24 protein-coding genes, 1 tRNA gene and 1 pseudogene are annotated in these 26242 nt (G+C 67.4%); 15 read left to right on the top strand and 11 right to left on the bottom strand.

What is annotated here, in order from left to right:
* Positions 1–236 precede the first annotated feature (236 nt).
* From AC5RVZ_RS32060 to AC5RVZ_RS32025, 8 genes and pseudogenes are all read left to right on the top strand, one after another.
* Positions 237–362: pseudogene (locus AC5RVZ_RS32060) on the top strand (YraN family protein); the annotation flags it as partial.
* A gap of 356 nt (positions 363–718) precedes the next feature.
* Positions 719–1312: an RNA polymerase sigma factor gene (locus AC5RVZ_RS32055; protein WP_494069636.1), complete on the top strand. Its 594-nt coding sequence runs from the start codon at positions 719–721 to the stop codon at positions 1310–1312.
* Positions 1278–2330: a CU044_5270 family protein gene (locus AC5RVZ_RS32050; RefSeq protein ID WP_494069631.1), complete on the top strand. Its 1053-nt coding sequence runs from the start codon at positions 1278–1280 to the stop codon at positions 2328–2330. Before AC5RVZ_RS32055 ends, AC5RVZ_RS32050 begins: the two co-directional genes overlap by 35 nt.
* Positions 2331–2672: 342 nt before the next feature.
* Positions 2673–3029 carry a YraN family protein gene (locus AC5RVZ_RS32045; RefSeq protein WP_494069630.1) on the top strand — a complete coding sequence of 119 codons (357 nt, stop codon included), beginning with the start codon at positions 2673–2675 and terminating at the stop codon, positions 3027–3029.
* Positions 3029–4567, top strand: coding sequence for a YifB family Mg chelatase-like AAA ATPase (locus AC5RVZ_RS32040; RefSeq protein WP_494069629.1), 1539 nt, complete (start codon positions 3029–3031; stop codon positions 4565–4567). Before AC5RVZ_RS32045 ends, AC5RVZ_RS32040 begins: the two co-directional genes overlap by 1 nt.
* A 38-nt stretch (positions 4568–4605) precedes the next feature.
* Positions 4606–5811: a DNA-processing protein DprA gene (locus AC5RVZ_RS32035; RefSeq protein ID WP_494069635.1), complete on the top strand. Its 1206-nt coding sequence runs from the start codon at positions 4606–4608 to the stop codon at positions 5809–5811.
* A gap of 91 nt (positions 5812–5902) precedes the next feature.
* Positions 5903–6856 (top strand): tyrosine recombinase XerC, encoded by a 954-nt coding sequence (locus AC5RVZ_RS32030; protein WP_494069628.1) that lies wholly within the window; start codon positions 5903–5905, stop codon positions 6854–6856.
* A 250-nt stretch (positions 6857–7106) separates the two neighbouring features.
* A complete protein-coding gene (locus AC5RVZ_RS32025) occupies positions 7107–7610 on the top strand; it encodes a DUF3145 domain-containing protein (protein WP_493977382.1) in 504 nt (167 codons plus the stop codon).
* A gap of 110 nt (positions 7611–7720) precedes the next feature.
* Here AC5RVZ_RS32025 and fabF read toward each other — a convergent pair whose 3' ends face one another.
* The 6 genes from fabF to aceE form a co-directional block, all read right to left on the bottom strand.
* On the bottom strand, positions 7721–8956 hold the full coding sequence (fabF, locus tag AC5RVZ_RS32020; RefSeq protein WP_494069627.1) for a beta-ketoacyl-ACP synthase II: 1236 nt from the start codon (positions 8954–8956) through the stop codon (positions 7721–7723).
* 105 nt (positions 8957–9061) lie between these two features.
* On the bottom strand, positions 9062–9307 hold the full coding sequence (locus tag AC5RVZ_RS32015) for an acyl carrier protein (protein WP_127514824.1): 246 nt from the start codon (positions 9305–9307) through the stop codon (positions 9062–9064).
* 111 nt (positions 9308–9418) lie between these two features.
* The gene (locus AC5RVZ_RS32010; RefSeq protein ID WP_494069626.1) at positions 9419–10486 is read right to left on the bottom strand and encodes a beta-ketoacyl-ACP synthase III; all 1068 of its coding nucleotides are present in this window, start codon (positions 10484–10486) and stop codon (positions 9419–9421) included.
* The gene (locus tag AC5RVZ_RS32005; protein WP_494069625.1) at positions 10483–11448 is read right to left on the bottom strand and encodes an ACP S-malonyltransferase; all 966 of its coding nucleotides are present in this window, start codon (positions 11446–11448) and stop codon (positions 10483–10485) included. The genes AC5RVZ_RS32010 and AC5RVZ_RS32005 overlap by 4 nt, the downstream gene beginning before the upstream one ends.
* A 96-nt stretch (positions 11449–11544) precedes the next feature.
* The gene (locus AC5RVZ_RS32000; protein ID WP_494069624.1) at positions 11545–12876 is read right to left on the bottom strand and encodes a PucR family transcriptional regulator; all 1332 of its coding nucleotides are present in this window, start codon (positions 12874–12876) and stop codon (positions 11545–11547) included.
* A 127-nt stretch (positions 12877–13003) separates the two neighbouring features.
* Positions 13004–15745 carry a pyruvate dehydrogenase (acetyl-transferring), homodimeric type gene (gene aceE, locus AC5RVZ_RS31995; protein WP_494069623.1) on the bottom strand — a complete coding sequence of 914 codons (2742 nt, stop codon included), beginning with the start codon at positions 15743–15745 and terminating at the stop codon, positions 13004–13006.
* Positions 15746–16128: 383 nt separating this feature from the next.
* Here aceE and AC5RVZ_RS31990 point away from each other — a divergent pair, with 383 nt between their 5' ends.
* From AC5RVZ_RS31990 to gnd, 6 genes are all read left to right on the top strand, one after another.
* On the top strand, positions 16129–16551 hold the full coding sequence (locus AC5RVZ_RS31990) for a DUF3052 domain-containing protein (protein ID WP_493986977.1): 423 nt from the start codon (positions 16129–16131) through the stop codon (positions 16549–16551).
* Complete coding sequence (locus AC5RVZ_RS31985) at positions 16548–17012, top strand: peroxiredoxin (RefSeq protein ID WP_494069622.1); 465 nt, start codon at positions 16548–16550, stop codon at positions 17010–17012. Before AC5RVZ_RS31990 ends, AC5RVZ_RS31985 begins: the two co-directional genes overlap by 4 nt.
* Complete coding sequence (locus AC5RVZ_RS31980; protein WP_494069634.1) at positions 16985–17851, top strand: NAD-dependent protein deacetylase; 867 nt, start codon at positions 16985–16987, stop codon at positions 17849–17851. The genes AC5RVZ_RS31985 and AC5RVZ_RS31980 overlap by 28 nt, the downstream gene beginning before the upstream one ends.
* Before the next feature lie 194 nt (positions 17852–18045).
* Positions 18046–18118, top strand: a tRNA-Val gene (locus tag AC5RVZ_RS31975).
* Positions 18119–19023: 905 nt separating this feature from the next.
* Positions 19024–19356, top strand: coding sequence for a hypothetical protein (locus tag AC5RVZ_RS31970; protein WP_494069621.1), 333 nt, complete (start codon positions 19024–19026; stop codon positions 19354–19356).
* A 126-nt stretch (positions 19357–19482) separates the two neighbouring features.
* Positions 19483–20919 carry an NADP-dependent phosphogluconate dehydrogenase gene (gnd, locus tag AC5RVZ_RS31965; RefSeq protein ID WP_494069620.1) on the top strand — a complete coding sequence of 479 codons (1437 nt, stop codon included), beginning with the start codon at positions 19483–19485 and terminating at the stop codon, positions 20917–20919.
* A gap of 172 nt (positions 20920–21091) precedes the next feature.
* On the opposite strand, the gene AC5RVZ_RS31960 is transcribed toward gnd, so the two are convergent.
* The 5 genes from AC5RVZ_RS31960 to msrA all read right to left on the bottom strand — a co-directional run bounded on the left by AC5RVZ_RS31960 (position 21092) and on the right by msrA (position 25090).
* Complete coding sequence (locus AC5RVZ_RS31960) at positions 21092–21511, bottom strand: DUF1360 domain-containing protein (RefSeq protein WP_494069619.1); 420 nt, start codon at positions 21509–21511, stop codon at positions 21092–21094.
* Positions 21512–21874: 363 nt separating this feature from the next.
* Entirely contained in the window at positions 21875–22861 is a 987-nt protein-coding gene (locus AC5RVZ_RS31955; protein ID WP_494069618.1) for a diaminopimelate dehydrogenase, read from the bottom strand.
* 48 nt (positions 22862–22909) lie between these two features.
* A complete protein-coding gene (epsC, locus tag AC5RVZ_RS31950; protein ID WP_494069617.1) occupies positions 22910–23497 on the bottom strand; it encodes a serine O-acetyltransferase EpsC in 588 nt (195 codons plus the stop codon).
* A gap of 48 nt (positions 23498–23545) precedes the next feature.
* Positions 23546–24481: a cysteine synthase A gene (gene cysK / locus AC5RVZ_RS31945; RefSeq protein ID WP_494069616.1), complete on the bottom strand. Its 936-nt coding sequence runs from the start codon at positions 24479–24481 to the stop codon at positions 23546–23548.
* Positions 24482–24565: 84 nt separating this feature from the next.
* Entirely contained in the window at positions 24566–25090 is a 525-nt protein-coding gene (gene msrA / locus AC5RVZ_RS31940) for a peptide-methionine (S)-S-oxide reductase MsrA (RefSeq protein ID WP_494069615.1), read from the bottom strand.
* Between the two features lie 97 nt (positions 25091–25187).
* Between msrA and AC5RVZ_RS31935 the strand changes: the two genes are divergently transcribed.
* Complete coding sequence (locus AC5RVZ_RS31935; protein ID WP_494069614.1) at positions 25188–26231, top strand: Nif3-like dinuclear metal center hexameric protein; 1044 nt, start codon at positions 25188–25190, stop codon at positions 26229–26231.
* The last annotated feature ends 11 nt before the right edge of the window (positions 26232–26242 follow it).

The raw sequence follows: 26242 nt of genomic DNA, 5'->3' as shown, positions 1-26242 counted from the left end.
GTGTCTTTTCTTGGTTCTTGTTCTTCCAAGACCCGTCGCGGGTGCGGCGGTCTTTCGGGTGGCACGAGGCTGATCCGGTGGCTGATATGGAGCGCAGGCCAGGGTGTGCCGCGCATCACTTCTTAGCCTAACGGAGGCTGCCGCCCCGTCCTGCACAGGCCGCCGCCGGTAGTGGGCTGTCCACATCCGTGTTCCTCCACCTGCTCACGGAGTGAGGCGGCGCCAGGCTGGAGGGCATGAGAGCGAAAGACGAACTGGGCCGACGCGGGGAGGAAATGGCCGCGTCCTATCTTTCCGGCGCCGGCCAGGGTGTCATCGACCGAAACTGGCGCAGCCCCGACGGCGAACTGGACATCGTAGCTTCTGCCGCAGCCCGTTCCGCATAGCGCCCGGCGGGGCTTTTCTGTGGCTAGCGGTCGACGATCTCCAGAGCGCCCCTCGCGGTCGAGAAGAGACCGTCAAGAACGGCCTTCCGCTCCGCGGTGCGTTCGACCCATCACGCCGTCACCCATTTTCGGCTGGCTGGCTTTCCTGAGCGCCTCCGCCTTTTGAAGACCAGCGGAGCCAAAAGGCGAAGTTGCACAGGCGTGCTGCGCTCGCCTGAATGACGGTGCAGGAATCGGACGGGCTCTCGCCGGTACGCTTCACTGGAGATCCTTTGGACGCCAAGAAGGGAAAGCCTCGTGAACCCTTTTGGGTCCAGCGGGCAATACAGAGTGTGAGCACAGACAGCGACATCATCAGGCGGTCTCGGGACAGCCCCGCAGCTTTCGGGGAGCTATACGACAGACACGCGTCCATCATCTACAGGTATGCCGCCAGACGCGCGGGGGACTTCGTGGCAGACGACGTCACATCGGAGACATTTCTGGTCGCGTTCGAACGGCTGCAAACCTTTGACCAGAGCCGAGAAGATGCGAGGCCCTGGCTTTTTGGCATCGCTACCAACCTCCTACGGCGGCACCATCGGGCCGAAGCCCGGACCTTGGAAACCCTGGCAAAGTCCGCCTCCCGCGAAGCGACGGAAGACAAGTCCGACCGAATCGCCGCGCAGGTCGACGCTATGGCCGCGACAGGCCGTATAGCCCTCATCCTAAAACACATGCCCGCGATCGACCGGGAGACCCTGCTGCTCTATGCCTGGGCTGACCTGACCTACGAAGGCATTGCCGATGCAATGGACGTCCCTGTAGGGACCGTCCGATCTCGCCTGAACCGTGCACGCAAGACGCTGCGCGATGCCCTGCCGGAACAACTTGGAGAAACGGAGACCAATCGTGGACGAATTGCAACTGCTGCGCCAAATGCGTAGCGAGGTCGGTTCAGCGCCCCAAGCAACATTGGCACGGGGTCGGACGAAACTGATGAAAAGCATTGGCGCCGAAAGCGGGTCCTCCTTCCGGCCGAACATGTCACTTTCCCGTCGTGTCTCCCGTCGGGTGGTGCTCGCCTCAGCGGCCGCCGCTGTGCTCGTTGGGGCGTTTGTGGCCGCTGACGTCATTGGGTCCGGCGGCCACCGCGGCGCAACCGCCGAAGCGGCGGAAGTGTTGAACAACGCCGCGGCCACAACTATCACCACGTCCGACCCGAGTGTCGGACCTGGCCAATACTTGAAGATCGATACCACGTCCGTCTACGCCTCGGGGGTCCTGTTGGGGGACAAGGGGGGAGACCGCCGAAGGGTGGAGTGGCTGGATAAATCCTCCGACCATCTCTATGTCCCCGCCGACCGAACGGACGAATGGATCTGGGATCGCGAAGGCCGCATCCCCACGACGTTCTTCAGCGAAGAAGACAAGGCAGAGGCGACCAAATACCAACAGTCTCAGGCTGACGACCCCATCAGGACGGGAGAACTGCTGCGGGCGCCGGGCGGGAACTTCTATGGAGAACAACGGTTGATGTTCTCCGGCACACCTCTGGACGATGGAGTGGAGGGACTTCCCCGTGACCCCCAGGCGCTCCTAGAGACAATTCGCGAGCGGTCCAATCCAGACCGGTCGGAAACAGAAATGCTGGAAAGTATCGCGGCTGCGCTGAAGACCGGAGTCGTCCCGGCAGATCTCAGAGCGGCACTGTATAAAGCGGCCGCACTAATTCCTGGGGTCACCGTCGTAGACAGGCAAGCGAACCTCGACGGCGAGGTAGGCATAGCAATCGGGGTCGAGGATTCCGACAGAGAGACCCGGACGGACATCATCATCGATCCCGCCACAGGGCTGCTGATCGGAGAGCGAGTCGTCACTTTGGCGGCAGGAGAGACCTTCCCAGCCGGTACAGCGACCGCGTGGACGTCGGTCAAGACTTCTGTGGTCAACTCAGCACCATAACCATCCACGCAGCAGCGCGAAAAGGGAGGCGCGGCCGATCACCGCTTGGGTGGTCGGCCGTTTGCTCCCCTAACAGCAAGCAACGGACGCCGAATCGAACGGACGGATCCCGCCGTCGGCGCATTTTTTGTTCCCGGTGATCGCGTCAGCGTCCCCGACCGCCTCACAGCATGCGTTGCGGCCCGAGTCCGCCGCCAAAACCGGGGCGAAACGGATCGGCTGGCCCCGCATCACGATTTGTGTGGCGTCTCCTTTCCTCCACAGAATGGCCCATTGACGAAGCCGTCCACATCCGTGTTCCTCGGCCTGCTCACAGAGTGAGGCCGCGTCACGCTGGAGAGCATGAGAGCGAAAGACGAACTGGGCCGACGCGGTGAGGAGATGGCTGCGTCCTATCTTTCCGGCGCCGGCCAGCGTGTCATCGACCGAAACTGGCGCAGCCCCGACGGCGAACTGGACATCGTCTCCGTGGACGGGGCGACCATCGTGGTCTCCGAGGTCAAGACCCGGCGCAGCACCGACTACGGCCACCCCTTTGAAGCCATCACCGACGCGAAGGTCCGCCGTCTCCACTCCCTGGGGCACCAGTGGCTGCTCGACCACGGCATGACCGGTACGGCGATGAGGGTGGACGCCGTCGCGGTGCTCTACGGACAGGCACGTTGGCCCGTGATCGAGTACCTGAAGGACGTCGGCTGATGGGACTCGGACGGACGTTCTCGGTGGCGCTGGTGGGGCTGAACGGGCATATCGTCGAGGTAGAAGCGGACATCGGCCAAACCCTCCCGGCTTTTATTCTTCTGGGGCTGCCGGACGCGGCCCTGACCGAAGCCAAGGAACGCATCAAGGCCGCTGCGAAGAACGCGGGGGTCCCGCTCAGCAGGCGGAAGATCACGGTCAACCTTGTCCCCGCTTCGCTGCCGAAGAAGGGTTCCGGCTTTGACTTGGCCATCCTGATGGCCTCGCTCCAGGCGGCGGGAGACGTCCGGCCCAGCGGCCGCAACATCTTCCTGGCCGAGCTGGGTCTCGATGGGAGGCTCCGGCCGGTCAGGGGTGTACTGCCGGCGGTGATGGCGGCCGTTGAAGCCGGGTATCCGCATGTTGTCGTTGCCGACGCCAACGCCGCCGAGGCCGCGCTGGTGCCCGGCGCCCAAGTGCGCAGCTTCAGCAACCTGGCTGAGGTCCTCATGGCCTTCGGCGCCGACGCGAACCGGCTCAATCTCGCCCCGCAAGACCGGTTGGCCCCGTCCGTGCCGGCCACAGCTCCTCCGGCGCCCGCCCCCGACCTGGCGGACGTGGCCGGGCAGCATGAAGCCCGGGCCGCGCTGGAAGTCGCGGCTGCGGGCGGCCATCATTTGCTGCTCGTCGGCCCGCCCGGTGCCGGCAAGACGATGCTCGCCGAACGGTTGCCGGGCATCCTGCCAGATCTTCCCGACCACCATGCCATGGAGGTCACCGCCATCCACTCCCTGAGTGCCACCGCAGCCCCGCTGACCGAACTGGTACGGCGGCCACCGTACGAGAGCCCGCACCACACGGCAACGGCGGTTTCCATCATCGGGGGCGGCTCCGGCATGCCCCGCCCGGGAGCGGCCTCGCGGGCACACCGCGGGGTGCTGTTCATGGACGAGGCGCCCGAATACGACCGGCAGGTGCTCGACGCGTTGCGCCAGCCGCTGGAGAGCGGGCGGCTGGTGGTGCACCGGGCGGCCGGCAGCGCAGCCTACCCGGCACGCTTCCAGCTCGTCATGGCGGCGAACCCCTGCCCGTGCGGGCTCTCCGGGGGCAAGGGTTTGGAATGCACCTGCACGCCCGACCAGAGGCGCCGCTACTTTGGCAAGCTCTCCAACCCCTTGACCGACCGCATCGATCTGCAGCTGACTCTGCCACGGCTGACGGTGGGGATGATGGCCGCGGGTGCTCGGCGGGAGGACAGCGCGGCCGTCGCCGCCCGGGTAGCGGTGGCACGGACGGCCCAGCGGGTGAGGCTGCAGCCGTGGGGCATCGGGTTGAACGCGGAGATCAGCGGCGAACTGTTGACCGGGAAGCTGCGGCTTCCGGCCACTATCACCAGGGACCTGGACCGGGCCATGGAATGCGGAGTGCTGACCGGCCGTGGCTACTCGCGTGTCCTGCGCGTTGCGTGGACGCTCGCCGACCTGTCCGGCCTGGACCGACCGGACCGGGACTGCGTCAGTACGGCGCTGGCCTTCCGCCAACAGGTCAAGGCGGCCTGACCATGCCTTCGCCATCTGCGGCCGCCGGCCAGGAGGAGATGACCAGAATGACGCAACTGCCGTCCACCGATGAACGCCTTGCCAGGGCGGCGTTGTCCCGGCTGATGGAGCCGTCTGACTGGATCGGCCAGGCACTGGTCGCCGCTGCCGGCGCGCACGACGCCCTGAGAGTCGCCACCGGCCAGATCAAGGCCGGGCATGGTTTGCAGGCGGAATTGCTGCGCGCCCTTGACCGCGAACCCACTGCCGGCAACGCCCAGCCGCTCAACGACGCCCTCGAGCGATGGGCGCCGCGCATCAAGGACCTTGCGCCGGAACGCGACCTGGCCGTGATCGGCAGGCTCGGCGGCACCGTGCTCATCCCCGGAGACGCCGTGTGGTCGGCGTCGTTGGCGGACCTCGGGCTGGGCGAACCGCTCTGCCTCTGGGCGCGGGGACGGTTCACGGACGGCATCCCGGACGTCCGGTCAACGGTGGCCGTTGTCGGTTCCCGGGACAGCACGAATTACGGCAACCAGGTAACCGGCGACATCAGCAGCGGACTCGCGCAGCGCGGCTATTGCGTGATTTCCGGCGGCGCCTACGGGATCGACGCGCAGGCCCATCGGTCGGCCCTGGCGGCGGAGGCCGAACATGTCGCCACCATGGCGGTCATGGCCGGCGGCCTGGACCGGTACTACCCGGCCGGAAACGAAGAACTGCTCCGCGCCATCGCCAGCCGGGGGATCCTGCTCGCGGAAGTGCCGCCCGGCGCCGCACCCACACGGTGGAGGTTCCTGCAACGAAACCGGCTCATCGCAGCCTTGGCCGCCGCAACCATCGTGGTGGAGGCTCGCTGGCGCTCCGGGGCGCTGAATACTGCCCATCACGCCGCGGGGCTTGGCCGCGGCGTGGGCGCCGTTCCCGGATCCGTCTACAGCGCGAACTCGGCCGGTACCCACCGGCTGCTGCGGGACGGGAGCGCCACAGCCGTCACGGATGCCGCAGAGGCGGCCGAGCTCGCGGGACCGCTGGGAACAGTGCAGGCCGGGAGCCAAGAGGTGCTCGCCGACCACGACGGACTCGGGGTGGACAACCTGCTGCTGCTCGACGCCCTGCCGGTTCGCCGGGGAAGCACCGTAGACAAGCTCGCCACCGTCGCGGGGATCCCGGTCCGCACCGTTCTCGCGGGACTCGGCCGGTTGGAAGCGGCAGGACTGGCCGTCCAGGACGCCACCGGCTGGCGCCGCGGGCGCAGGGACTGAGTAGGACGCAGGGAAGGAGGCACGGCGGCAATTCGGCCACGTTCCCGTGCGCCTCCTTGAGTTCGGCGCGCCGGGCCAGCAAAGTGAGGGGATGAGCTCTGCAGACCAACCCGAACCGCAGGGCACCGAGCCGCTCCCACAGGCCTTCGACGCGGCCTTGGCTGGCTTCGCCCGCTATCTGAAGGCGGAGCGCGCTCGCTCGGAACACACCATCCGCGCCTATGTGACCGACGTCCGGCACCTGCTCGGCTCCGCAGCGGAAACCGGTGCCCGGGAGCTGCCGGACATCACGCTCGGGACCCTGCGGTCCTGGCTGGGCGCGATGAACGGAGCCGGCCTGGCCAGATCCACGCTGGCGCGGCGCACGGCCACCGCCCGCACGTTCATGGGCTGGGCGCTGCGGGAAGAGCTCATCCACACCGATCCGTCGCTCCGGCTGAAGGCGCCCAAACGCAACGGCTCGCTGCCCACCGTGCTGCGGCCGGCACAGGTCGACGAGTTGTTCCGAACGCTCGCCGAGGAAGCCGCCGAGGGGGAGCCGATGCCCCTGCGGGACCGGGCGATGATCGAACTGCTCTATGCCACCGGCGTCCGCGTCAGCGAGCTCGCGGGCCTGGACATCGACGACGTGGACAACGAACGCCGGACCATCCGGGTGCTCGGCAAGGGCAACAAGGAGCGGACCGTTCCGTTCGGGCTGCCGGCCGCCGTCGCCCTGGACGACTGGCTGCGCCGCGGCCGCCCAAGGCTCGCCATCGCGGAAAGCGGCCCGGCCCTGTTCCTGGGCCAACGGGGCAGGCGGGTGGACCCGCGCCAGGTTCGCTCCGTCGCGGCCAGGCTCTTCGGCCTGCTCGGCGACACCTCGGCCACCGGGCCGCACGCCCTCCGGCACAGCGCCGCCACGCACCTGCTGGATGGGGGAGCGGACCTGCGGGCCGTCCAGGAGATCCTCGGCCACAGCACTTTGGCGACCACCCAGCTCTACACCCACGTCTCGGTGGACCGGCTGCGCCGCAGCTACCAGCAGGCGCACCCGCGGGCCTGATCGCGCAAACAGCAGCGGCGGGCGGGACCGGCCGTCCGCCCGGAACGCGGCCGCTGGGCGAGCCCCGGACCGGCGTGCACCGGCGGAACGGGCGACACGCCATAACACATTGGTAGTTACACTGGCGCAATTCGATGCCGTACGGCACAATGAGGAACGAAGCGTCGGAAACAGCAGTACTGACAAGTTCCATCCGTTGACAGGCTGAAGGTCGTTGGGGAAGACGTACCTACAGCAAATGGAGGATGGGATGTCTGTTGTGATGACGCGTGGAGTGCTGTTTGTGCATTCAGCACCTTCGGCACTGTGCCCGCATATCGAGTGGGCCGTCGGATCCGTCGTGGACAAGCGAACGGATCTCGAGTGGACCCCGCAGCCTGCCGCGCCCGGAATGTACCGGGCCGAGCTGTCGTGGGTCGGCGCGCAGGGGACCGGCGCCATGCTGGCTTCCGCCCTGCGCGGCTGGGCCCATCTGCGCTATGAAGTTGCCGAAGAGCCGAGCGCCGGGGTGGACGGCGGCCGCTGGTCGCACACGCCCGAACTCGGAATTTTCCATGCCATGACCGACGTCCACGGAAATATTATGGTGAGCGAGGACCGCATCCGCTACGCCTACGAAGCAGGTGCCGGCGATCCCGCTGCCGTCTACCACGAACTGTCCCTCGCCCTGGGCGAGGCATGGGACGAAGAACTCGAGCCTTTCCGCCACGCCGCCGAAGGTGCCCCCGTGCGCTGGCTGCACCAGGTCGGCTGACGCCGGCTCACTCCCTCCTCCATCCACGCAAAAGGGAGGGCGACCGGTAATAACCGGCCGCCCTCCCTTTCGTGCTGCCCGCAGGCAAGCACATGGTGAACGGTGAACTGCTAGACGTTGCGGAACACGACGACGGCGTTGTGGCCGCCGAACCCGAAGGAGTTGTTCAGCGCGACGATGTCGCCCTGCGGCAGGTCGCGGGCGGAGGTGACCACATCCAGCGGGATCTCCGGGTCCTGGTTGTCCAGGTTGATCGTGGCCGGAGCACGGCGTTCGTAGACGGCCATCACGGTCATCACGGACTCCACGGCACCCGACGCGCCGAGCAGGTGGCCGGTCTGCGACTTGGTCGCGGAGACGGCAACGTTGCCGACATGGTCTCCGAGCGCGGCCTTCAGGGCAGTGTATTCCGGCTTGTCGCCGACGGGGGTGGACGTGGCGTGCGCGTTCACGTGCACCACGTCGGTCGCCTGTGCCCGGGCATCGAACAGTGCGGCCTTCAGCGCGCGGGTGGCGCCAAGCCCCTCGGGATCCGGGGCGGTGATGTGGTAAGCATCGGCGGTGACGCCGGAGCCGGCGAGCTCGGCATAGATGCGGGCACCGCGGGCCAAAGCATGTTCCTCGGCCTCGAGCACCAGCGCGCCGGCGCCTTCGCCCATCACGAAGCCGTCCCGGTCCAGGTCGTACGGGCGCGAAGCACGCTCGGGGTCGTCGTTGCGCCTGGACAGGGCCTGCATCGCGCTGAACGCCGCGATGGGCATGGGGTGGATCGCGGCCTCGGCGCCGCCGGTCATGACCACGTCGGCCTTGCCGGCGCGGATCAGGTCGATGCCCAAGGCCATGGCTTCGGTGCCGGAAGCGCAGGCGGAGACCGGGGTGTGGGCGCCGGCGCGGGCTCCCAGGTCCATGCTCACGGCCGCGGCCGGGCCGTTCGGCATCAGCATGGGCACCGTCATCGGCAGCACCCGCCGGGGCCCGCGGTCGCGCAGGGTGTCCCACGCGTCCAGCAGCGTCCACACGCCGCCGATACCGGTGGCGAAAGCCACGGCCAGGCGGTCGTGGTCCACCTCTTCGATGCCGGAGTCTTTCCAGGCCTCACGGGCCGCCACCACGGCGAACTGGGTGGAGGGGTCCATCCGCTTGGCTTCGACCCGGGTCAGTACTTCGTCCGGGCGGTTGCTGGCCTGGGCGGCGAACGTCACCGGCAGCTCGTACTGGGCTACCCAATCATCTTCGAGGGTACGGGCCCCGGAAACGCCCTTGAGCGCATTCCGCCACATCGTGGGGACGTCGCCGCCGATCGGGGTGGTGGCGCCGAGGCCGGTGATGACTACTTTGCGTGCCATTGATTCATTCTCTCAATAGTGATTGGGCAATAAATCCGGTGCGGCGGCCGGACCGGGGGTCACCCGCCGGCCGCCGAGTCCCGGGAGCCCCCGGGCGGCGCGGAACTACGCCTGGGCGTTGACGATGAAGTTGACGGCGTCACCGACGGTCTTGAGGTTCTTGACCTCTTCGTCCGGGATGCGCACGCCGAACTTTTCCTCGGCGTTGACCACGATGGTCATCATCGAGATGGAATCGATGTCCAGGTCATCGGTGAAGGACTTGTCCATCTCGACAGCCTCCGGGGCCAGGCCGGTCTCTTCATTGACGATCTCGGCCAGACCGGCCAGGATTTCTTCGTTGCTAGCCATGGTGGCTCCTTTTCTTGTGCTGCCGGACGGTGTCCGGACGGGGTGTCAAACCGCGGTCTGCGGCCTGGTTCTGGTGGGAATGTAGGGGAGGCCCGACTACCGCAAGGCAGTCTACGGCAGGACGATGACCTGCGCGCCGAAGACCAGTCCGGCGCCGAAGCCGATCTGCAGGGCTAATCCGCCGGAGAGCGCGGGGTTCTCCTGCAACAGGCGGTGCGTGGCCAGGGGGATGGACGCTGCCGAGGTGTTGCCGGCGTCGGCGATGTCGCGCGCCACGACAACGCTCTCGGGCAGCTTCAGCTGCTTGACCATCTCGTCGATGATGCGCATGTTGGCCTGGTGCGGCACGAACGCGGCGAGGTCTTCGGGCTGCAGGCCGGCAGCCTCCAGCGCCTGCTTGGCTACCTTGGCCATTTCCCAGACCGCCCAGCGGAACACTGACGGCCCGTCCTGGCGCAGCGTGGGCCAGAGCTTGCTGTCCGTCTCGTCGAAGGTGTCCGAGACGGCCGAGAGCGAGCCGGCGGCCTCTGCGGCCAGCGAGAGCTCGCGGACATGGCTGAGCGAGTGGGTCATGCTGATGGTGTCCCACTTGCTGCCGTCGGAGCCCCAGACCGGCTTGCTGATGCCCGGCGTGTCGGACGGGCCCACGATGACGGCGCCGGCGCCGTCGCCCAGCAGGAACGAGATCGTCCGCTCGGTGTTGTCGATGACGTCGGAGAGCTTCTCCGCGCCGACCACCAAAACGTAATCGGCGGTGCCGGAGCGCACCAGGGCATCGGCCTGCGCGATGCCGTAGCAGTAGCCGGCGCAGGCAGCGGAGATGTCGAAGGCGGGAGCCGGGGTGGCGCCGATCCGGTCGGCCAGGGCCGCGGCGGCCGACGGCGTGGCGTACGGGTGGGAGACGGTGGAGACGAGGACGGCCCCAAGCTGGTCGCCGGTGATGCCGGCCTGGGCCATCGCTTCCTTGGCGGCGCCTTCGGCCATGTCCAGCACGGATGTGTTGGCGCCCGCCCGGTGACGGGTTACGATCCCGGTCCGCTGGCGGATCCACTCGTCGGAGGAATCGATCCACTGGCAGACGTCGTCGTTGGTGACGATGACGTCCGGACGGTACGCTCCGATGCCCAGGATGCGCGTGAAGTCGCGTAGCGGGGTCTGCTGGATGACGGGTGTGCTCACTGCTCGGATTCTCCAGACGTGCGGTTCAGGACGGGGGTCTGTTCGGTGTGCTCGGCGATGAAGGCGCGGGCCGCTTCCAGGTCTTCCGGCGACTTCAGGGCCATGGTTGCCACGCCCTTCATGCCGCGCTTGGCCAACCCGGCGAGGGTGCCGGCTGGCGGCAGCTCCAGCAGCCCGGTAACGCCGACGGACACCAGCTTCTCCATGCACTTGTCCCAGCGGACCGGGCGCGACACCTGGGCGATCAGGCTGTCCAGGTTCTCGTCGCCGCCGAAGACCGGTTCGCCGTCGTAATTGGAGAGCAGGGTCAGCGACGGCAGGGCCGGCTTCAGCTGGGGACGCAGGGTTTCCAGGGCGCTGACCGCCGGGGCCATGTGTTCGGTGTGGAAGGCGCCGGCGACCTTCAGCGGGATCACGCGCGCCTTGGCCGGCGGGTTCGCGGCGAACGCCTGCAGCTGCTCGAGCGTGCCGGCGGCCACCGTCTGGCCGCCGCCATTGGCGTTGGCCGGGGTGAGCCCGGCCGCTTCGATCGCGGCGAGCACGTCGTCCGGTTCGCCGCCGAGCACGGCGCTCATGCCGGTCGGGGTCTGCGCGGCGGCGCGCGCCATGGCGTTCGCCCGTTCGCGTACGAAGTTCATGGCGTCGTTCTCGGTCAGCGCGCCGGCGATGGCGGACGCCGTAATTTCGCCCACGGAGTGGCCGGCCACGACGGTGGACAGGTCGAGGGGCTCATCGGCGGTCAGGGCCCGGGCGGCCAGCAGGCCGGCGGCCACGATCAGGGGCTGGGCGACGGCGGTGTCCTTGATGGTCTCCTCATCGGACACGGTGCCGTGCGTGAGAAGGTCCAGTTGGGCGATGTCGCTGAGCAGTCCGAGGTGTTCGGGCACACCGGGGACCTCGAGCCAGGGATTGAGGAATCCGGGCGTCTGGGAACCCTGGCCCGGGCAGACTATTGCAAGCACGTATTCAAGCTTTCCAAAGAGGAGGCGGTTTCCACGGTGTTTCGGCACACGAAGCTCGCCGAACCGCTTTGTAGGAAGTCTACAAGGTGCCGCGGACTACTGCCGAGCCGGCGCGCGGTCCTTCGGGTTCCGCGCGGGCGCCACCAGGCGGCCCACGCCGAGGGCGGTCTGGAGCACGAAGGCCTCCCGCGGCAGCAGCGGATCCCAGCCGGTCACGTCGCATACGCGGCGCAGCCGGTAGCGCACGGTGTTGGCGTGGACGAACAGTTCCCGCGCCGTGGCTTCGAGCGAATGTCCCAGCGACAAGTAGCTGGAGAGCGTTTCGACCAGCCCGTTGCCGGCGTTGAGCAGCGGCACGTAGATGTACTTGTAGAGGTCGCGGCGCGCGGCGTCGTCGCCGGACATCACCCGTTCGGGCCACAGGTCGTTGGCGGCCACGGGGCGCGGCGCGGCCGGCCAGGCCTTGGCCGCGTTGAGCCCGGCGAAGGCGGCCTGGGCCGAGGTGCTGGCGTCCACCAGCGAGCGGGCCTCCGGGCCGTAGACCACCGGTCCGGGCCCGAAGAGTTCGGCCAGGCGCACGAAGGCGGTGTCCTGGTCCGACAGGCCGCCCAGCACCAGGATCAGCCGCTCGCCCTGGATGCCCACCAGCGTGTCGGCGGCGTAGCGGGAGCTGGCGCGGCGCAGTTCGGTCACGAAGCTGGGGCCCGGTTCACCGGGGGAGCCGCCCACCATCACCGTGATGGGCCCGGTGGTCTTCCAGCCGACCGCGGCGATCCGGGAGCGCAGGGCGTCGGAGCTTTCGCCGCGCAGGATCGCATCCACGACCAGCGCCTCGAGCCGGGTATCCCAGGAGCCGCGCGTCTCGGCGGCGCGGGCGTACACGTCGGCGGCCGCGAAGGCGACCTCCCGGGAATAGCGCAGCACCGCCTCGCGCAGTTGGGCCTCGTCGCTTTCGCCGGCAAGGTCAGGCACTTCGTCTTCCACGGCTTCGACCACCACGCGGATCAGCTGCAGCGCGCGTTGCAGGCTAATGGAGCGGGTCAGCTCGGTGGGGGCCGTGCCGAAGACGTCGTTCATCACCCAGGCCGGGGACGTGGGGCGTTCGTACCACGTCACGAAGGACGCGATGCCTTTTTGTGCCACCAGGCCGAGGGCGGAGCGTTCGTCCGGCCGCAAGCCGCGGTACCAGGGCAGGTCCGACTCCAGCCGCTTCAGGGTCACGGTCGCCAGCGCGCCGACCTTGGTCCGCAGCCGCTCCAAGGTTGCCGGGTTGCCGGTGGCGGCCCGGTCGCCCTTCCGCCCTGCGCTGGCGCGGCGCCCGCCGGCGGCGGATGTCGACGGCGTCGCCTGCCGTGCCGTGGTTTTCTTGGCGGCCGTCGTGCCCGGTGGGGCAGCCGTCTTGGCAGGTTCGGTCCGGGCGTGGGGCATGCAACGAGCATACGCACTTGCCCGGGCAAGCTCCATTCCGGCTTTTGTGTGGTTCCTACTAAAACAGGCGGCGGACCCGGCCGCAAAGGGCCGGGTCCGCCGCCCGTCGGGTGGCGTGTTGCCGCGGTTAGGAGTCGCCGCCGGCGTTGCCCGAGGTGCCCGCGTTGACGTCCATCAGGCGGTACTTGTCGAACGCGTCCCGCGGCACATTCTGATCGACTTCGCCGCGGCGGGCCAGCATCTGCAGTGCCCGGACCACGATCGAGTGGCTGTCGATCTTGAAGAAGCGCCGGGCCGCGGCCCGCGTGTCGGAGAACCCGAAGCCGTCGGCGCCCAGGGTCGCGAACTCGTTGGGCAGGTACTGCCGGATCTGGTCCGGCACGGCCGCCATATAGTCGCTGACCGCCACGATCGGGCCGGTCGCCCCTTCGAGCTGCTGGGCCACGAAGGGCTTGCGCGGCTCGGCGCCGGGGTCCAGGAACGCCTCCTCCTCGGCGGCCAGGCCGTCGCGGCGCAGTTCGTTCCAGCTGGTCACCGACCAGACATCGGCGGAGACGCCCCAGTCATCGGCCAGCAGCTGCTGGGCTTCCAGCGCCCACGGCACGGCCACGCCGGAGGCCAGCAGCTGGGTGCGCGGCCCGTCGACCTTGGCCGGAGCCAGCAGATAAATGCCCTTGACCAGGCCCTCGACGTCCAGTTCCTCCGGTTCGACGGGCTGGACGATCGGCTCGTTGTACACGGTCAGGTAGTACATCACGTTGGGATCCGGATGGTTCCCGCCATACATGCGCTCCAGGCCGGCGCGGATGATGTGTCCGATCTCGTACCCGTAGGCCGGGTCGTAGGTGACGACCGCCGGGTTGGTGGAGGCGAGGACCGGGGAGTGCCCGTCCGCGTGCTGCAAGCCCTCGCCGGTCAGGGTGGTCCGTCCCGCGGTGGCGCCGATCACGAAGCCGCGCGCCATCTGGTCGGCGGCGGCCCAGAAGAAGTCACCGGTGCGCTGGAAGCCGAACATCGAGTAGAAGATGTAGATCGGCACCAACGGCTCGCCGTGGGTGGCATAGGAGGTGCCGACGGCGGTGAAGGCGGCGGTGGAGCCGGATTCGTTGATGCCGGTGTGCAGGATCTGGCCCTGCGGGGATTCCTTGTACGCCAGGACCAGGTCGCGGTCCACGGACAGGTAGTTCTGCCCCTTGGGGTTGTAGATCTTGGCGGTCGGGAAGAACGAGTCCATGCCGAAGGTCCGCGCCTCGTCCGGAATGATAGGGACCACGCGGGCACCGAATTCCTTGTCCCGCATCAGGTCCTTCAGCAGGCGCACGAACGCCATGGTGGTGGCCGCCTGCTGTTTCCCGGAGCCGCGCTTGGCAACCTCGTAGGCCTTGTCCTCGGGCAGGTGCAGTTGCTGGTGCGCCGTCCGGCGTTCCGGCACGGCGCCGCCGAGCGCGGCCCGGCGTTCCATCATGTACTTGATCTCCGGGGTGTCCGGCCCCGGCCGGTAGTACGGCGGCCGGTACGGATCGGCCTCGAGCTGCTCGTCCGAGATCGGGATGCGCAGGTGGTCGCGGAAGTCCTTCAGGTCCTGCAGGGTCAGCTTCTTCATCTGGTGGGTCGCGTTGCGGCCCTCGAAGTGCGTGCCCAGGCCGTAGCCCTTGACCGTCTGGGCGAGGACCACCGTGGGCTTGCCCTTGAATTCGGTGGCGGCGCGGTAGGCGGCGTAGACCTTGTGGTAGTCGTGGCCGCCGCGCTTGAGGTTCCAGATCTGCTCGTCGGTCATGTCCGCGACCATTTCCTTGGTCTGCGGGGTCTTGCCGAAGAAGTGCTCGCGGACGAACCCGCCGGATTCGGCCTTGTAGGTCTGGTAGTCGCCGTCGAGGGTGGAGTTCATGATGTCCACCAGCGCGCCGTCATGGTCCTTGGCGAGCAGTTCGTCCCACTCCCGGCCCCAGGTCACCTTGATGACATGCCAGCCGGCGCCACGGAAGAAGGCCTCGAGCTCCTGCATGATCTTGCCGTTGCCGCGCACCGGCCCGTCGAGGCGCTGCAGGTTGCAGTTGATCACGAACGTGAGGTTGTCCAGCTTTTCGTTGGCTGCCAACTGCAGGAAGCCGCGCGACTCCGGTTCGTCCATCTCGCCGTCGCCCAGGAAGGCCCAGACGTGCTGGTCGGAGGTGTCCTTGATCCCGCGGTTCTGCAGGTAGCGGTTCAGCTGCGCCTGGTAGATGGCGTTGGCCGGGCCGATGCCCATGGAGACGGTCGGGAATTCCCAGAACTCGGGCATGGAGCGCGGGTGCGGGTAGGAGGGCAGGGCGTGGCCTTCGCGGGACTTTTCCTGCCGGAAGCCGTCCAGGTCCTCCTCGGACAGCCGGCCTTCGAGGAAGGCACGCGCGTACATGCCGGGGGAGGCGTGGCCCTGGAAGAAGATCTGGTCGCCGCCGCCGGGGTGGTCCTTGCCGCGGAAGAAGTGGTTAAAGCCCACTTCGTAGAGCGTGGCCGCGCCGGCGTACGTGGAGATGTGTCCGCCCACGCCGATGTCCGGACGCTGGGCCCGGTGGACCAGCATGGCCGCGTTCCAGCGCATCCAGGCGCGGTAGCGGCGCTCGATCTCCTCGTCGCCCGGGAACGCCGGCTCCTGGTCGACCGGAATGGTATTGACGTAGTCCGTGGTGGTCACCATCGGCACGCCGACGCTCTGCGCACCCGCACGCTGCAGGATGGAGCGGACAATAAACTGGGCCCGTTCGGTGCCCTGGCTCTCCACCAGACCGTCGAAGGACTCAATCCATTCGGCGGTTTCTTCGGGATCGCGATCCGGCAGCTGGCTTGTCAGCCCGCTCAGGATGTGCGAGGTATCTTCTCCTGCGCTCACGTCCAACCTCTCATACGTGCAGATTGTGTCTGCGCCTTACGTGGCATAGCGACCCGGCGCATGGTCCGGCCGGGAGATATTCTTCAGTGCCACTCTAACTGTTCACGGCATTACAACGCAGCCGGAGCCGGCCGTGCCAGTTGTTACGACGACGGCGGAGGCCGCGCCGCCGTCGTCGTGGTAAGACGCACCGACGTCGGTCCCAAGGGGCGCGCGCCGTCATCCTTAAGAAAGAGGCGTAAGCGGCGCCGCGGCGCGGCAAAAACCGGCGGCGTCTTGCGGGTGGCTTGAAGCGACGGCGATTAGGGTGTTGGCTTGTAACTAGCAACACGCCCATCGCCATCGGTGGGATGAATCAATACGTTCCATACAGGAGGAGCACAGTGGGCGAGGCCGAAGCCGCCGCGGTAGAGAATGTGGCAGGCAATTTGGGTTTCAAAGACGGGGACCTGATCCAGGAATTCGGCTATGACGAGGACGTGGACTTCGATCTGCGTGACGACATCGAGGACCTCACCGGCTCCGAACTGCTGACCGAGGACGACCACGACGTGGTGGACGCAGTGATCCTGTGGTGGCGCGACGGCGACGGCGACCTGGTGGACGCGCTGGTCGACACGCAGACAACCCTCGGGCCGGGCGGGGTGGTCTGGGTGCTGACGCCGAAGTCCGGCCGGGACGGCTACGTGCCGCCGGCCGACGTCCAGGAAGCGGCGCCTACTGCCGGCCTGCACGTGACCACTTCCGCCGGTGTATCCGGCGATTGGGCCGCTACCCGGCTGGTCAGCAAGCGGACCAACAAGTGACCGCGGACGCACCCCGGACCGGGCTGCCCGCACCCGATTTCGAGCTGTCCAACCAGTTCGGCGAACCCGTCAGGCTCTCCGCCCTGCGCGGTGAGAACGTCGTGCTGGTCTTCTACCCGTTCGCTTTCTCCGGCATCTGCACCGGCGAGCTGTGCGAGCTGCGCGACGATTTGGGCCTCTTCCGCAGCGAGAATGCCCGCGTGCTGGCCGTGTCCGTCGACCATAAGTTCGCCCTGCGCGCGTTCGCGGAGCAGGAGGGCTACGAGTTCGACCTGCTGGCCGACTTCTGGCCGCACGGCGGCGTGGCCAATGCCTACGGCGTGTTCGACGACGACTCCGGCATGGCGCTGCGCGGCACCTTCATCATCGACGCCGAAGGCATCCTGCGGCACGTAATCCGCAATCCCCGCAGCCAGGCCCGCGACATTCAGGAATACCACCGCGTGCTGAAAGAGCTCTAGCCGCCGTGGAGTTGCTGCGGCCGGCGCTCGAGATCCTGGCTGGACGCCGTCTGGCCGTGTTGACCGGCGCGGGCCTCAGCACCGATTCCGGCATCCCGGACTACCGCGGCCCCACCTCCGTCCCGCGCGCACCGATGACCTACCAGCAGTTCGTCGGCGACGAGGACCTGCGCCGCCGCTACTGGGCGCGCAACCACGTCGGCTGGCGGCACATGCACCACGCCGCGCCCAACCTTGGCCACTACGCGCTGGCAGCGATGGAGCAGAACGGCCTGCTCAGCGGCCTGATCACGCAGAACGTGGACCGGCTGCATGAGGACGCCGGCAGCGTGAACGTCATCGACCTGCACGGGCGTTTCGACCGGGTGATCTGCCTGAACTGCGGGGACGTGACCAGTCGCTCCTCGCTGGCGGTGCGGCTGGAGGAACTCAACCCCGCCTACGCCGCCGACGGCGATGCCGGCGACGTCGCTCCGGATGCCGATGCCGACGTCGCCGACACCTCCCGCTTCGTCGTCGCCGACTGCCTGGTCTGCGGCGGCATGCTCAAGCCGGACTTCGTCTACTTCGGCGAGAATGTCCCCAAGGACCGGGTGGCGGCGGCCTACGCAATGGTGGACGACGGCGAGGCGCTGCTGGTTGCCGGGTCCTCGCTCACCGTGATGAGCGGCCTGCGGTTCGTCCGGCACGCCGCCAAACAGGGCAAACCCGTGGTGATTATCAACCGCGGCGCCACCCGCGGCGACGAACTGGCCGACCTGAAGCTGGAAACGGGCGTCTCCGAGGCTCTCGGCCACCTGGCGGCGGAGTTGCCGGGCCGGCTCCCGAAGCCGGCCTGAGGCGCTGCCAGGAGGACTGTGCTGCCCCGTCCGGTCGCCGACTGGTCCCCCTGAGGGAGGTCTCAGGTTACAGGTTGCATCGTGTTGATCCGCACGTAAATTTGGTTGGCGTTCACGCGGGTTTATCCGGTAGAGTAAATCCTCGTGATGTTGCGGCGGATAACGCTCCGCGGTCCCGCTTTCGACATTACAACGGGTCTTTAGCTCAGCTGGTAGAGCGCCACGTTTACACCGTGGATGTCATCGGTTCGATCCCGGTAGGACCCACGGACAAACCCCGCACTGTCAGGCTCGTCGCCTGGGAGCGCGGGGTTTTTTCGTTCCCGCGGCCCCTGGCTACGCCGAGCCGCAGTTTCCGATTCCCGGGTAGCAGGCCCCGATTCCTGAGCGAATCTTGGGGTCCAGCGGACGGCTGCCGGTGTAACGTGGGGCTCCCGGTAGCCGCTGCAGGGGGCAGTGGAGCCGGATGGATGAGGTAACGGCCCCGCCCGCTGTTGGGGGATGGGCGGGGCTGTCCCTCAGAGTTGGTGATGCCGGCTGAAGTGTTCGTCCGCGTGCAGCAGCCGACCGCGTCGAAACCCTTTCCCGCGATGCAGGCGGCTTACGGGCCCGAGCCGTATCTTCCCCACGGCGCGGCAAGCGGCACGCGGACCTGCCGCGAGGCTTCCGGCCGGAAGTGGGAAAAAGCAGCCAGCCATACTCGCCGGTCGTGTGGATCTTCGTCGGGGGATCGCCGTCCATTCACAGGTCCAAAGGGAAAGGCACTGTCCCGTGAGGGACAGTGCCTTTCGGGGCAGCCGTTAGATGGGGGATCAACGGAACTGCCAGGGGATAAGCGGTGCTGCAACCGGGAGATGGGGGCTCCCGGGCGTTCAATGCCACCGCCAAGCCACAGTCTGCCATGACCCGTGGGCATTTCTCAACCACCAAAATTGATCTGTCAAACGTGTCACTCAATATCCGCTTTTCCGGGCCAAAAGCCGGCACTGGGCCATACCATCCGCGACCCGCAGACGGGCGCGATCGGCCCCAATTGCGCCGATCTTAAGCCAAGACAGAGCAGCTGCTGAGTCATGCAATAACGGTTAAGCAACGGCGTCTCCAAACCCTCCACAACGGGCCTTGGGTCTGCAAGGCTGAAGCGGTCATGCCGGCTTTCGTGAGGGGCAACAATGGAGAAGTTCTGCCGGAGTGCAGGCCACACTTTCATCCCTGCGCGCACCTTCTCGGCACGGCTCTGTGCTTGCTCCGGCACGCACCGCCGGCTGTGCTCGGGACAAGACGCCGGCCGGATGCCCGGGCAGGACGTGCTGGATGAAGCAGAGCTGACCGCGGCAACGCCTCGTGCATCGACTCCCCGCTTGGATTTCGGCACGGACGCTATCGCCGGCAGTGGCATTCCCGGCGCCATGTCCGGCAGTGGCTTTCCCGACGGGGACGACGCAGACGATGCCGCAATCGACGCCTGGCTGCGCTTCCGTCCCTCGGCTGCCGCCGGCGAATGAGTCACAGCTAACGCCAGCCCGCTTAGCCGGTGCCGCCGGTCGGGATTAGGCTTGGGGAGGAACCTCGGCCCGCTCGGGCTGTACGCTGACGTCCCTGACCGCGGGGACCGCACACATGGAGACTCAATGAGCGCACACATCGGTGTGACAGGTCTGGCCGTCATGGGCGCCAACCTGGCACGGAACTTCGCCCGCAACGGCTTCACGGTCGCCCTGCACAACCGCTCCGTGGAAAAGACGGACGCCCTGCTGTCCGCCCACGGCGACGAGGGCGAGTTCATCCGCACCGAGTCGCTGCGGGAGCTGGTGGACAACCTGCAGAAGCCCCGCCGCGTTCTCATCATGGTCAAGGCCGGCAAGCCGGTCGACTCGGTCATCGAGCAGCTGGTGCCGTTGCTGGAAGAGGGCGACATCGTCATCGACGCCGGCAACTCACACTACGAGGACACCCGGCGCCGTGAGGCCGCCCTGGCCGAGAAGGGGCTGCACTTCGTGGGCATCGGGGTCTCGGGCGGCGAGGAAGGGGCGCTCCTTGGACCGTCCATCATGCCCGGCGGCTCCCGGCAGTCCTACGATTCACTCGGCCCCATGCTGGAAAAGATCTCCGCCAAGTACGACGGCGAACCCTGCTGCAGCTGGGTGGGCACCGATGGCGCGGGCCACTTCGTGAAGATGGTGCACAACGGCATCGAATACGCGGACATGCAGGTCATCGGCGAGGCCTACGACCTGCTCCGCACCGGTGCAGGCCTGGAGCCGCAGCAACAGGCCGAGATCTTCACCGCCTGGAATAAGACCGAGCTGTCGTCCTTCCTCATCGAGATCACCGCGGAGGTGCTCGCCCACACGGACGCCAAGACCGGCAAGCCGTTCGTCGACGTGGTGGTGGACTCGGCCGGACAGAAGGGCACCGGGCGCTGGACCGTCGTCTCCGCGCTTGAACTCGGATCGCCGGTCTCCGGCATTGCCGAGTCGGTTTTCGCGCGCGGCCTTTCCTCGCAGCGCGGTCAGCGGGCGATTGCCCAGGACGTGCTGTCAGGGCATGAAGAGGACGTCAAGGTCCCCCAGAGCTTCGTCGAGGACGTCCGCCAGGCGCTGTTCGCCTCCAAGCTGGTCAGCTACGCCCAGGGCATCGACATGCTCGGTTCCGCAGCGGGCGAGTACGGCTGGGACCTGAAGCTGGACGAGATCGCCTCGCTCTGGCGCGCCGGCTGCATCATCCGCGCCGAACTGCTGGACGACATCATGAAGGCCTACGCCGGCGACTCAAAGCCGGAAAACCTGCTCTTCGCCCCGGCCTTCGCCGAAGCGATCGGGGCGGCAGTCCCCGCCTGGCGCCGCGTGGTGGCCACCGCCGTCCAGCTGGGCATCCCGGTACCGGTGTTCGCATCCTCGCTGGCCTACTACGACGGGCTGCGCCGCAAGCGCCTGCCCGCCGCCCTGACCCAGGGCCTGCGCGACCTCTTCGGCGCCCACACCTACGGCCGGACGGACGCCGAAGGCACCTTCCACACCCTCTGGAGCGGCGACAAGTCCGAGGTTTCCGCGGTCGACACGCACTGAGGCTTAACTGTGGCGAACGCCCCGTACCTGCACAAGCAGATGCGGGGCGTTCGGTGTTTGCACGGTGACTTTCAGGGCGTCTTGCCGCACCTCAACTCCTGTTCGGTCGACGGCTCCGGCCGCTTCAACCCGGTTTCGTCCGGGACTCAGGAGGCCCGGAGCGGTGCGGAAATCATGCCGCCGACTTCTGCACCTTGGAGTAGAAGAATTGGAGGAGGTCGGAGCCGAATTCGGCGCTGAACAGCGCGGCGGTCCAGCGGGTTGGCTTGGGAGCCAGCAGCAGGCCGAAGATGAAGCCGCTGGCCACCCATTGGCCCAGGCAGAACGGGCACGTCAATAGTTCGCCGATGGCTTTCCGTGGTCCGGTGCCGCGTACGTCTTCGGCCAGTTCGGCTGCCCCGCTTTGCCCTTCGAAGGTAGTGAAGGGAGCCCGCAGCGGGCTGGTGACCGGGGCCTTGGTCAGCAGGCGGGAGAGCTTGTGCGTGGCGATGGCGATCAGCGCCAGGTCGCTCCACCGGGGAGCTTCCGGCAGGGGTGCGGCGTGAGCGGTGAACGGCGGCTGTCCCCAAGGCCAGTCCTGCGCCGTGAACACCCATCAGCAACAGGAATAAGCCCAGCGGCCGGTGCTCTCCGTGGGTTTATTCATCCTTCTCGCGCCGCAGCAGGGCCCGTAATGACTGAGCTTTTTCCTGATACATCTGTTGCTTGCCCTCCCGGTCTGGTGCCCTGGGGCGAGTTTATCGGCGCCATGGGGGACGCAACAGGGCGGGACACCCGTGGAACGGCACGACTGACGGGCTAAAACCGCACCGCTAAGCGGAAATCGGCCCCTCCTCGGAAAGTTGAGGAGGGGCCGAATTTTCAGGTCTGCGTCCTGCTATAGCTTTGAAGCGCGGTAGCCCGCTGCCCGAGCTGCACCCTCTAGGAGTGCGGCTGAGCCAGCTGGCCCGAGGTGCTACAGCAACTCGGCTCGCAGTTCGGCTGCCGATTTGGGGGAGAGCAGGCCAGGCGGTACGTCGAAGACGGTGACGGCGCCGAACCGGCCCTGCTGGTGCAGGCGGTGCACGGCCCGGGCGTAGGCCACCAGGACGCTGGCGGTGAACTCCGGGTTGCTCTCCAGCGAGAGTCCGTACTCGATGACCTGGGCGTGTTCGTCACTGGTGTTGCCGCTGCGGATGGTCATTCCGCCGTGCGGCATGGCGCTGTGGTCGCGGGCCAGCTCCTCGGCGGTGATGAAATGGACCTCGGTGTCGTACTGGTCGAAGTAATGCGGCATGGTCACGATGGCCTCGCGGACTGCGTTGGGGTCGGCGCCGTCTGCCAGCACCACGAAGCATTCACGGGTGTGCTTCTGCCGCGTCTCCAGCTGCGGGCGGCTGCCGTCGCGTACCTGTTCAATCGCGGCCTCCGACGGCAGCGTGTACTGCACGCCGGCAGCGACACCCGGAACGCGCCGGACGGCGTCGGAATGCCCCTGGCTCAGCCCGCGGCCCCAGAAGGTGTAGGTGTCGCCGTCGGGCAGGAGGGCTTCGCCGTACACCCGGTTGATGGAAAACATGCCCGGGTCCCAGCCGGCGGAAATCAGCGCCGTCTTCCCGGCGGTCCGCGCCGGCGCGTCAACGGCGTCGAAGTATTCGGGAATGCGGGCATGCGTGTCGAAGCTGTCCACCGTGTTGAAGCGGGCCGCCATGACCGGTCCCTGCTGCGGGAGGTCCTCCTTGGAACCGCCGCATAGGATCAGCACGTCGATGCTGTCTTCGTGGGCGGCCAGGTCGTCCATGGCGTATACGGCAGTGTCCTCGCGCAGCGTGGCAAGGTCGCCGGGGGACCGGCGGGTGAAGACCCCGGCCAGTTCCATGTCCGGGTTCTTGGCTACCGCGGCCTCCACGCCGCGGCCCAGGTTTCCGTAGCCGGCTATGCCGATGCGGATCGATTCACCCACGGCTTGTCCTCTCGTCAGGTTCAACGTTTATCAGGCAGCGGTGGAAGGTTAGATCCACATCGCCGGGTCGATGTATTCGGCCGGGTCGACGGCCGGCTTGGTTTCGCGCATCGGATCGCGGTGCCGGAAGGTGGCCGGGATGCCGGTGATGATCGATTCCGGCGGAGCGTCCTTGACCACCACGGCGTTCGCACCGACGGCGCTGTCCGCCCCGATGACCACGGGGCCCAGCACTTTGGCACCGGCACCGATGACCACCCGGTCACCGATGGTGGGGTGGCGCTTGACCTTGTCCAGCGAACGGCCGCCGAGCGTGACGCCGTGGTAGAGCATCACGTCGTCGCCGATTTCGGCGGTCTCGCCGATCACCACGCCCATGCCGTGGTCAATGAAGAACCGGCGTCCGATGGTCGCGCCGGGATGGATTTCGATGCCGGTCAGGAAGCGTCCCGCCTGCGAAATCAGCCGGGCCGGCAGCCGCAGCGACGGTTTCGCCCACAGCCTGTGGGTCAGCCGGTGGATCCAGATGGCGTGCAGCCCGGAGTAGGCCAGGAAATTCTCCACGTGGCCCCGGGCCGCCGGGTCGTGCGACCGGGCGGCCTCGAGGTCTTCACGCAGTCGCGCTAGGAAACCCATGTGCTCTTTCTGCTTGAACAGCGCCGCTCGGCGGCAACGGAAAGCTGGTCAGCCGCGGATGTCGTCGTACAGGATCGTGGAAATGTAGCGCTCACCGAAATCGGGCACCACGGCCACGATCAGCTTACCGGCGTTCTCCGGGCGCTTTGCCACTTCCAGCGCCGCCCAGACGGCAGCGCCTGAGGAGATGCCGCCGAGGATGCCTTCCTTAATGCCCAGATCGCGGGCGACGGCGACCGACGCCGACGTCGGCGCGTCCAGGACCTCGTCGTAGACGCTGGTGTTCAGCACCTCCGGCACGAAGTTGGCGCCCAGGCCTTGGATCTTGTGCGGGCCGGGGCTGCCGCCGGTGAGGATGGGGGAGTCTTCCGGCTCGACGGCGATGATCTGGACGCCGGGCTTGCGCTCCTTCAGCAGGCCGCCGGCGCCGGTGATGGTGCCGCCGGTGCCGATGCCGGCCACCAGGATGTCCACCTGGCCATCGGTGTCGGCCCAGATTTCCTCGCCGGTGGTGTTGCGGTGGATCAGCGGGTTGGCCTCATTGGCGAACTGCTGCGCCCAGATGGAGTTCTCTGTGTTGGCCACGATTTCCTTGGCCTTCTCCACTGCGCCGCGCATGCCCTCGGAACCCGGAGTGAGCACGATTTCGGCACCGAACGCACGCAGCATGACCCGGCGCTCGGTGGACATGGTCTCCGGCATGGTCAGGATCACCTTGTAGCCGCGGGCTGCACCGACCATGGCCAGCGCGATGCCGGTGTTGCCGGAGGTGCCCTCCACGATGGTGCCGCCGGGCTTCAGCGCTCCGGCCTTCTCGGCGGCGTCGACGATGGCCACGCCGATCCGGTCCTTGACCGAGTTGGCGGGGTTGTAGAATTCCAGCTTCACGGCGATCTGGGCCGGCAGGCCCTCGGTGAGCCGGTTCAGGCGCACCAGCGGGGTGCGCCCCACAACCTGGGTGACGTCGTCGTAAATCGGGGCCATGTTTTCCTGCCTTCTGGCCGTGGGGCCGTTACAGATGGGAGTAACAAAACTTCTTCCACACTAGTCAGCGCGGCGAGTGGTGGGCTAAGCGGTGAGCCATTCGGCGTAATATTTTCGGGCCTTGGCCAGCTTGGGATTGATGATCACCTGGCAGTAGCCGGCGTCGGGATGCTTGGCGTAGAAGTTCTGGTGGTATTCCTCCGCCGGGTAGAACTCGGGCAGCCGCACAACCTCGGTCACGATGGGGTCCTGCCAGTCGGCCTGCGCGCGCTCGATGGCGGCTTCGAAGGTCTGTTTCTGGTCGTCGTCGACGTAGAACATGGACGAGCGGTACTGTGTCCCGACGTCGTAGCCCTGGCGGTTCAGGGTGGTGGGGTTGTGCGAGGCGAAGAACATCCCCAGGATGACGTCGTCGGGCACCACCGTTTCGTCGAACGTCACGGCGACCACCTCTGCGTGCCCGGTCGTCCCGGTGCAGACCGCCTCGTAGGAGGGATTCTTCACATGGCCGCCGGTGTAGCCGGAAACCACCTCCGTGACACCGCGCGTCATGTTGTAGACCGCGTCCAGGCACCAAAAGCAGCCACCGCCAAGCACAAAAGTCTTCATGGCTTAACAATGTCACGGACCCCTCGAATGTTCCCGGGCCGCGAACGCGGGCGGCGGTTGGTGGGCGGACCACCACGGATGGGGTAGAAAAGGATTCATGGTCGACGACGAACAGCTCCGCACCGGGGAAGCCGAAGCCCCCGCAGGCACCGAAGCCCCCGGAACCGAAGCCGCCGAGGGAAGCGCAACATCCGAAGGCGCCAAAGCCTCCGAGGGAAGCGCAACTCCCGAAGGAAAGGAAGCCGCCGGGGGGCCCGAAGCCGCCGTGAAGACGGAAGCCTCGGGGCAGGACGAAGCGCGGCCGAAGACGCCGGTGCTGGGCGATGTGCTCCTGGCCATCGAAGAGCTCTGGCCCGAATCGCTGGCCGAGCAATGGGATGCGGTGGGCCCCGTCGTCGGCCGGCCCTCCGCCGCCGTGCAGAAGATCATGTTCGCGGTGGATCCGACAACCGAAGTGATCACAGAGGCCATCGAGTGGGGTGCCGACCTGCTGCTCACGCATCACCCGCTGCTGCTGAAGCCGGTCAACTCGGTCGCAACCACCAGCTTCAAGGGAGACGCCGTGCACCGGCTGATCGAAAGCGGCTGTGCCTTGGTCACGGTACACACCAATGCTGACAGCGCCGTCGGGGGCGTCTCCGACGTGCTCGCCGATGCGCTCGGACTGCGGGACGTGCGGCCGCTCTCGCCGGCCGACAACGGTTTGCCGGAAGAAGGCATCGGGCGGGTGGGGGAGCTGGCCGAGGCCAAGACGCTGGGCGAGTTCGCCGAGCAGGTGTTCAGCATCCTGCCGGCCGTCGCCGGGGGAGTGAGGGTGGCCGGCGACCGCAACGGGATCATCCGCAGTGTGGCCGTGTGCGGCGGTGCCGGCGACTCGCTGCTCGATCAGGTCCGCGCCTCGCGGGCGGACGTTTACGTCACGGCCGACCTGCGCCACCACCCGGCGTCCGAAGCGCGCGAGGGAGCCATGGACGGCCGGCCGTACCTCATCGACGTCTCGCATTTCGGCAGCGAATGGCTGTGGCTGACGCCGGCGTCCGTGGCGCTGGACAATGTCCTGGCTGACCAGGGCTACTCGGTGGAAGTCAAGGTCAGCGTCACCAACACCGATCCGTGGGATTTCGTCCTGACGCCGGGGTAGCAGCGCGTCGT

It is taken from the genome of Arthrobacter sp. Cza30 (assembly GCF_059090765.1).
Note: the sequence above shows the minus strand (reverse complement) of the source record. Positions and strands in the feature narration are given on the sequence as shown.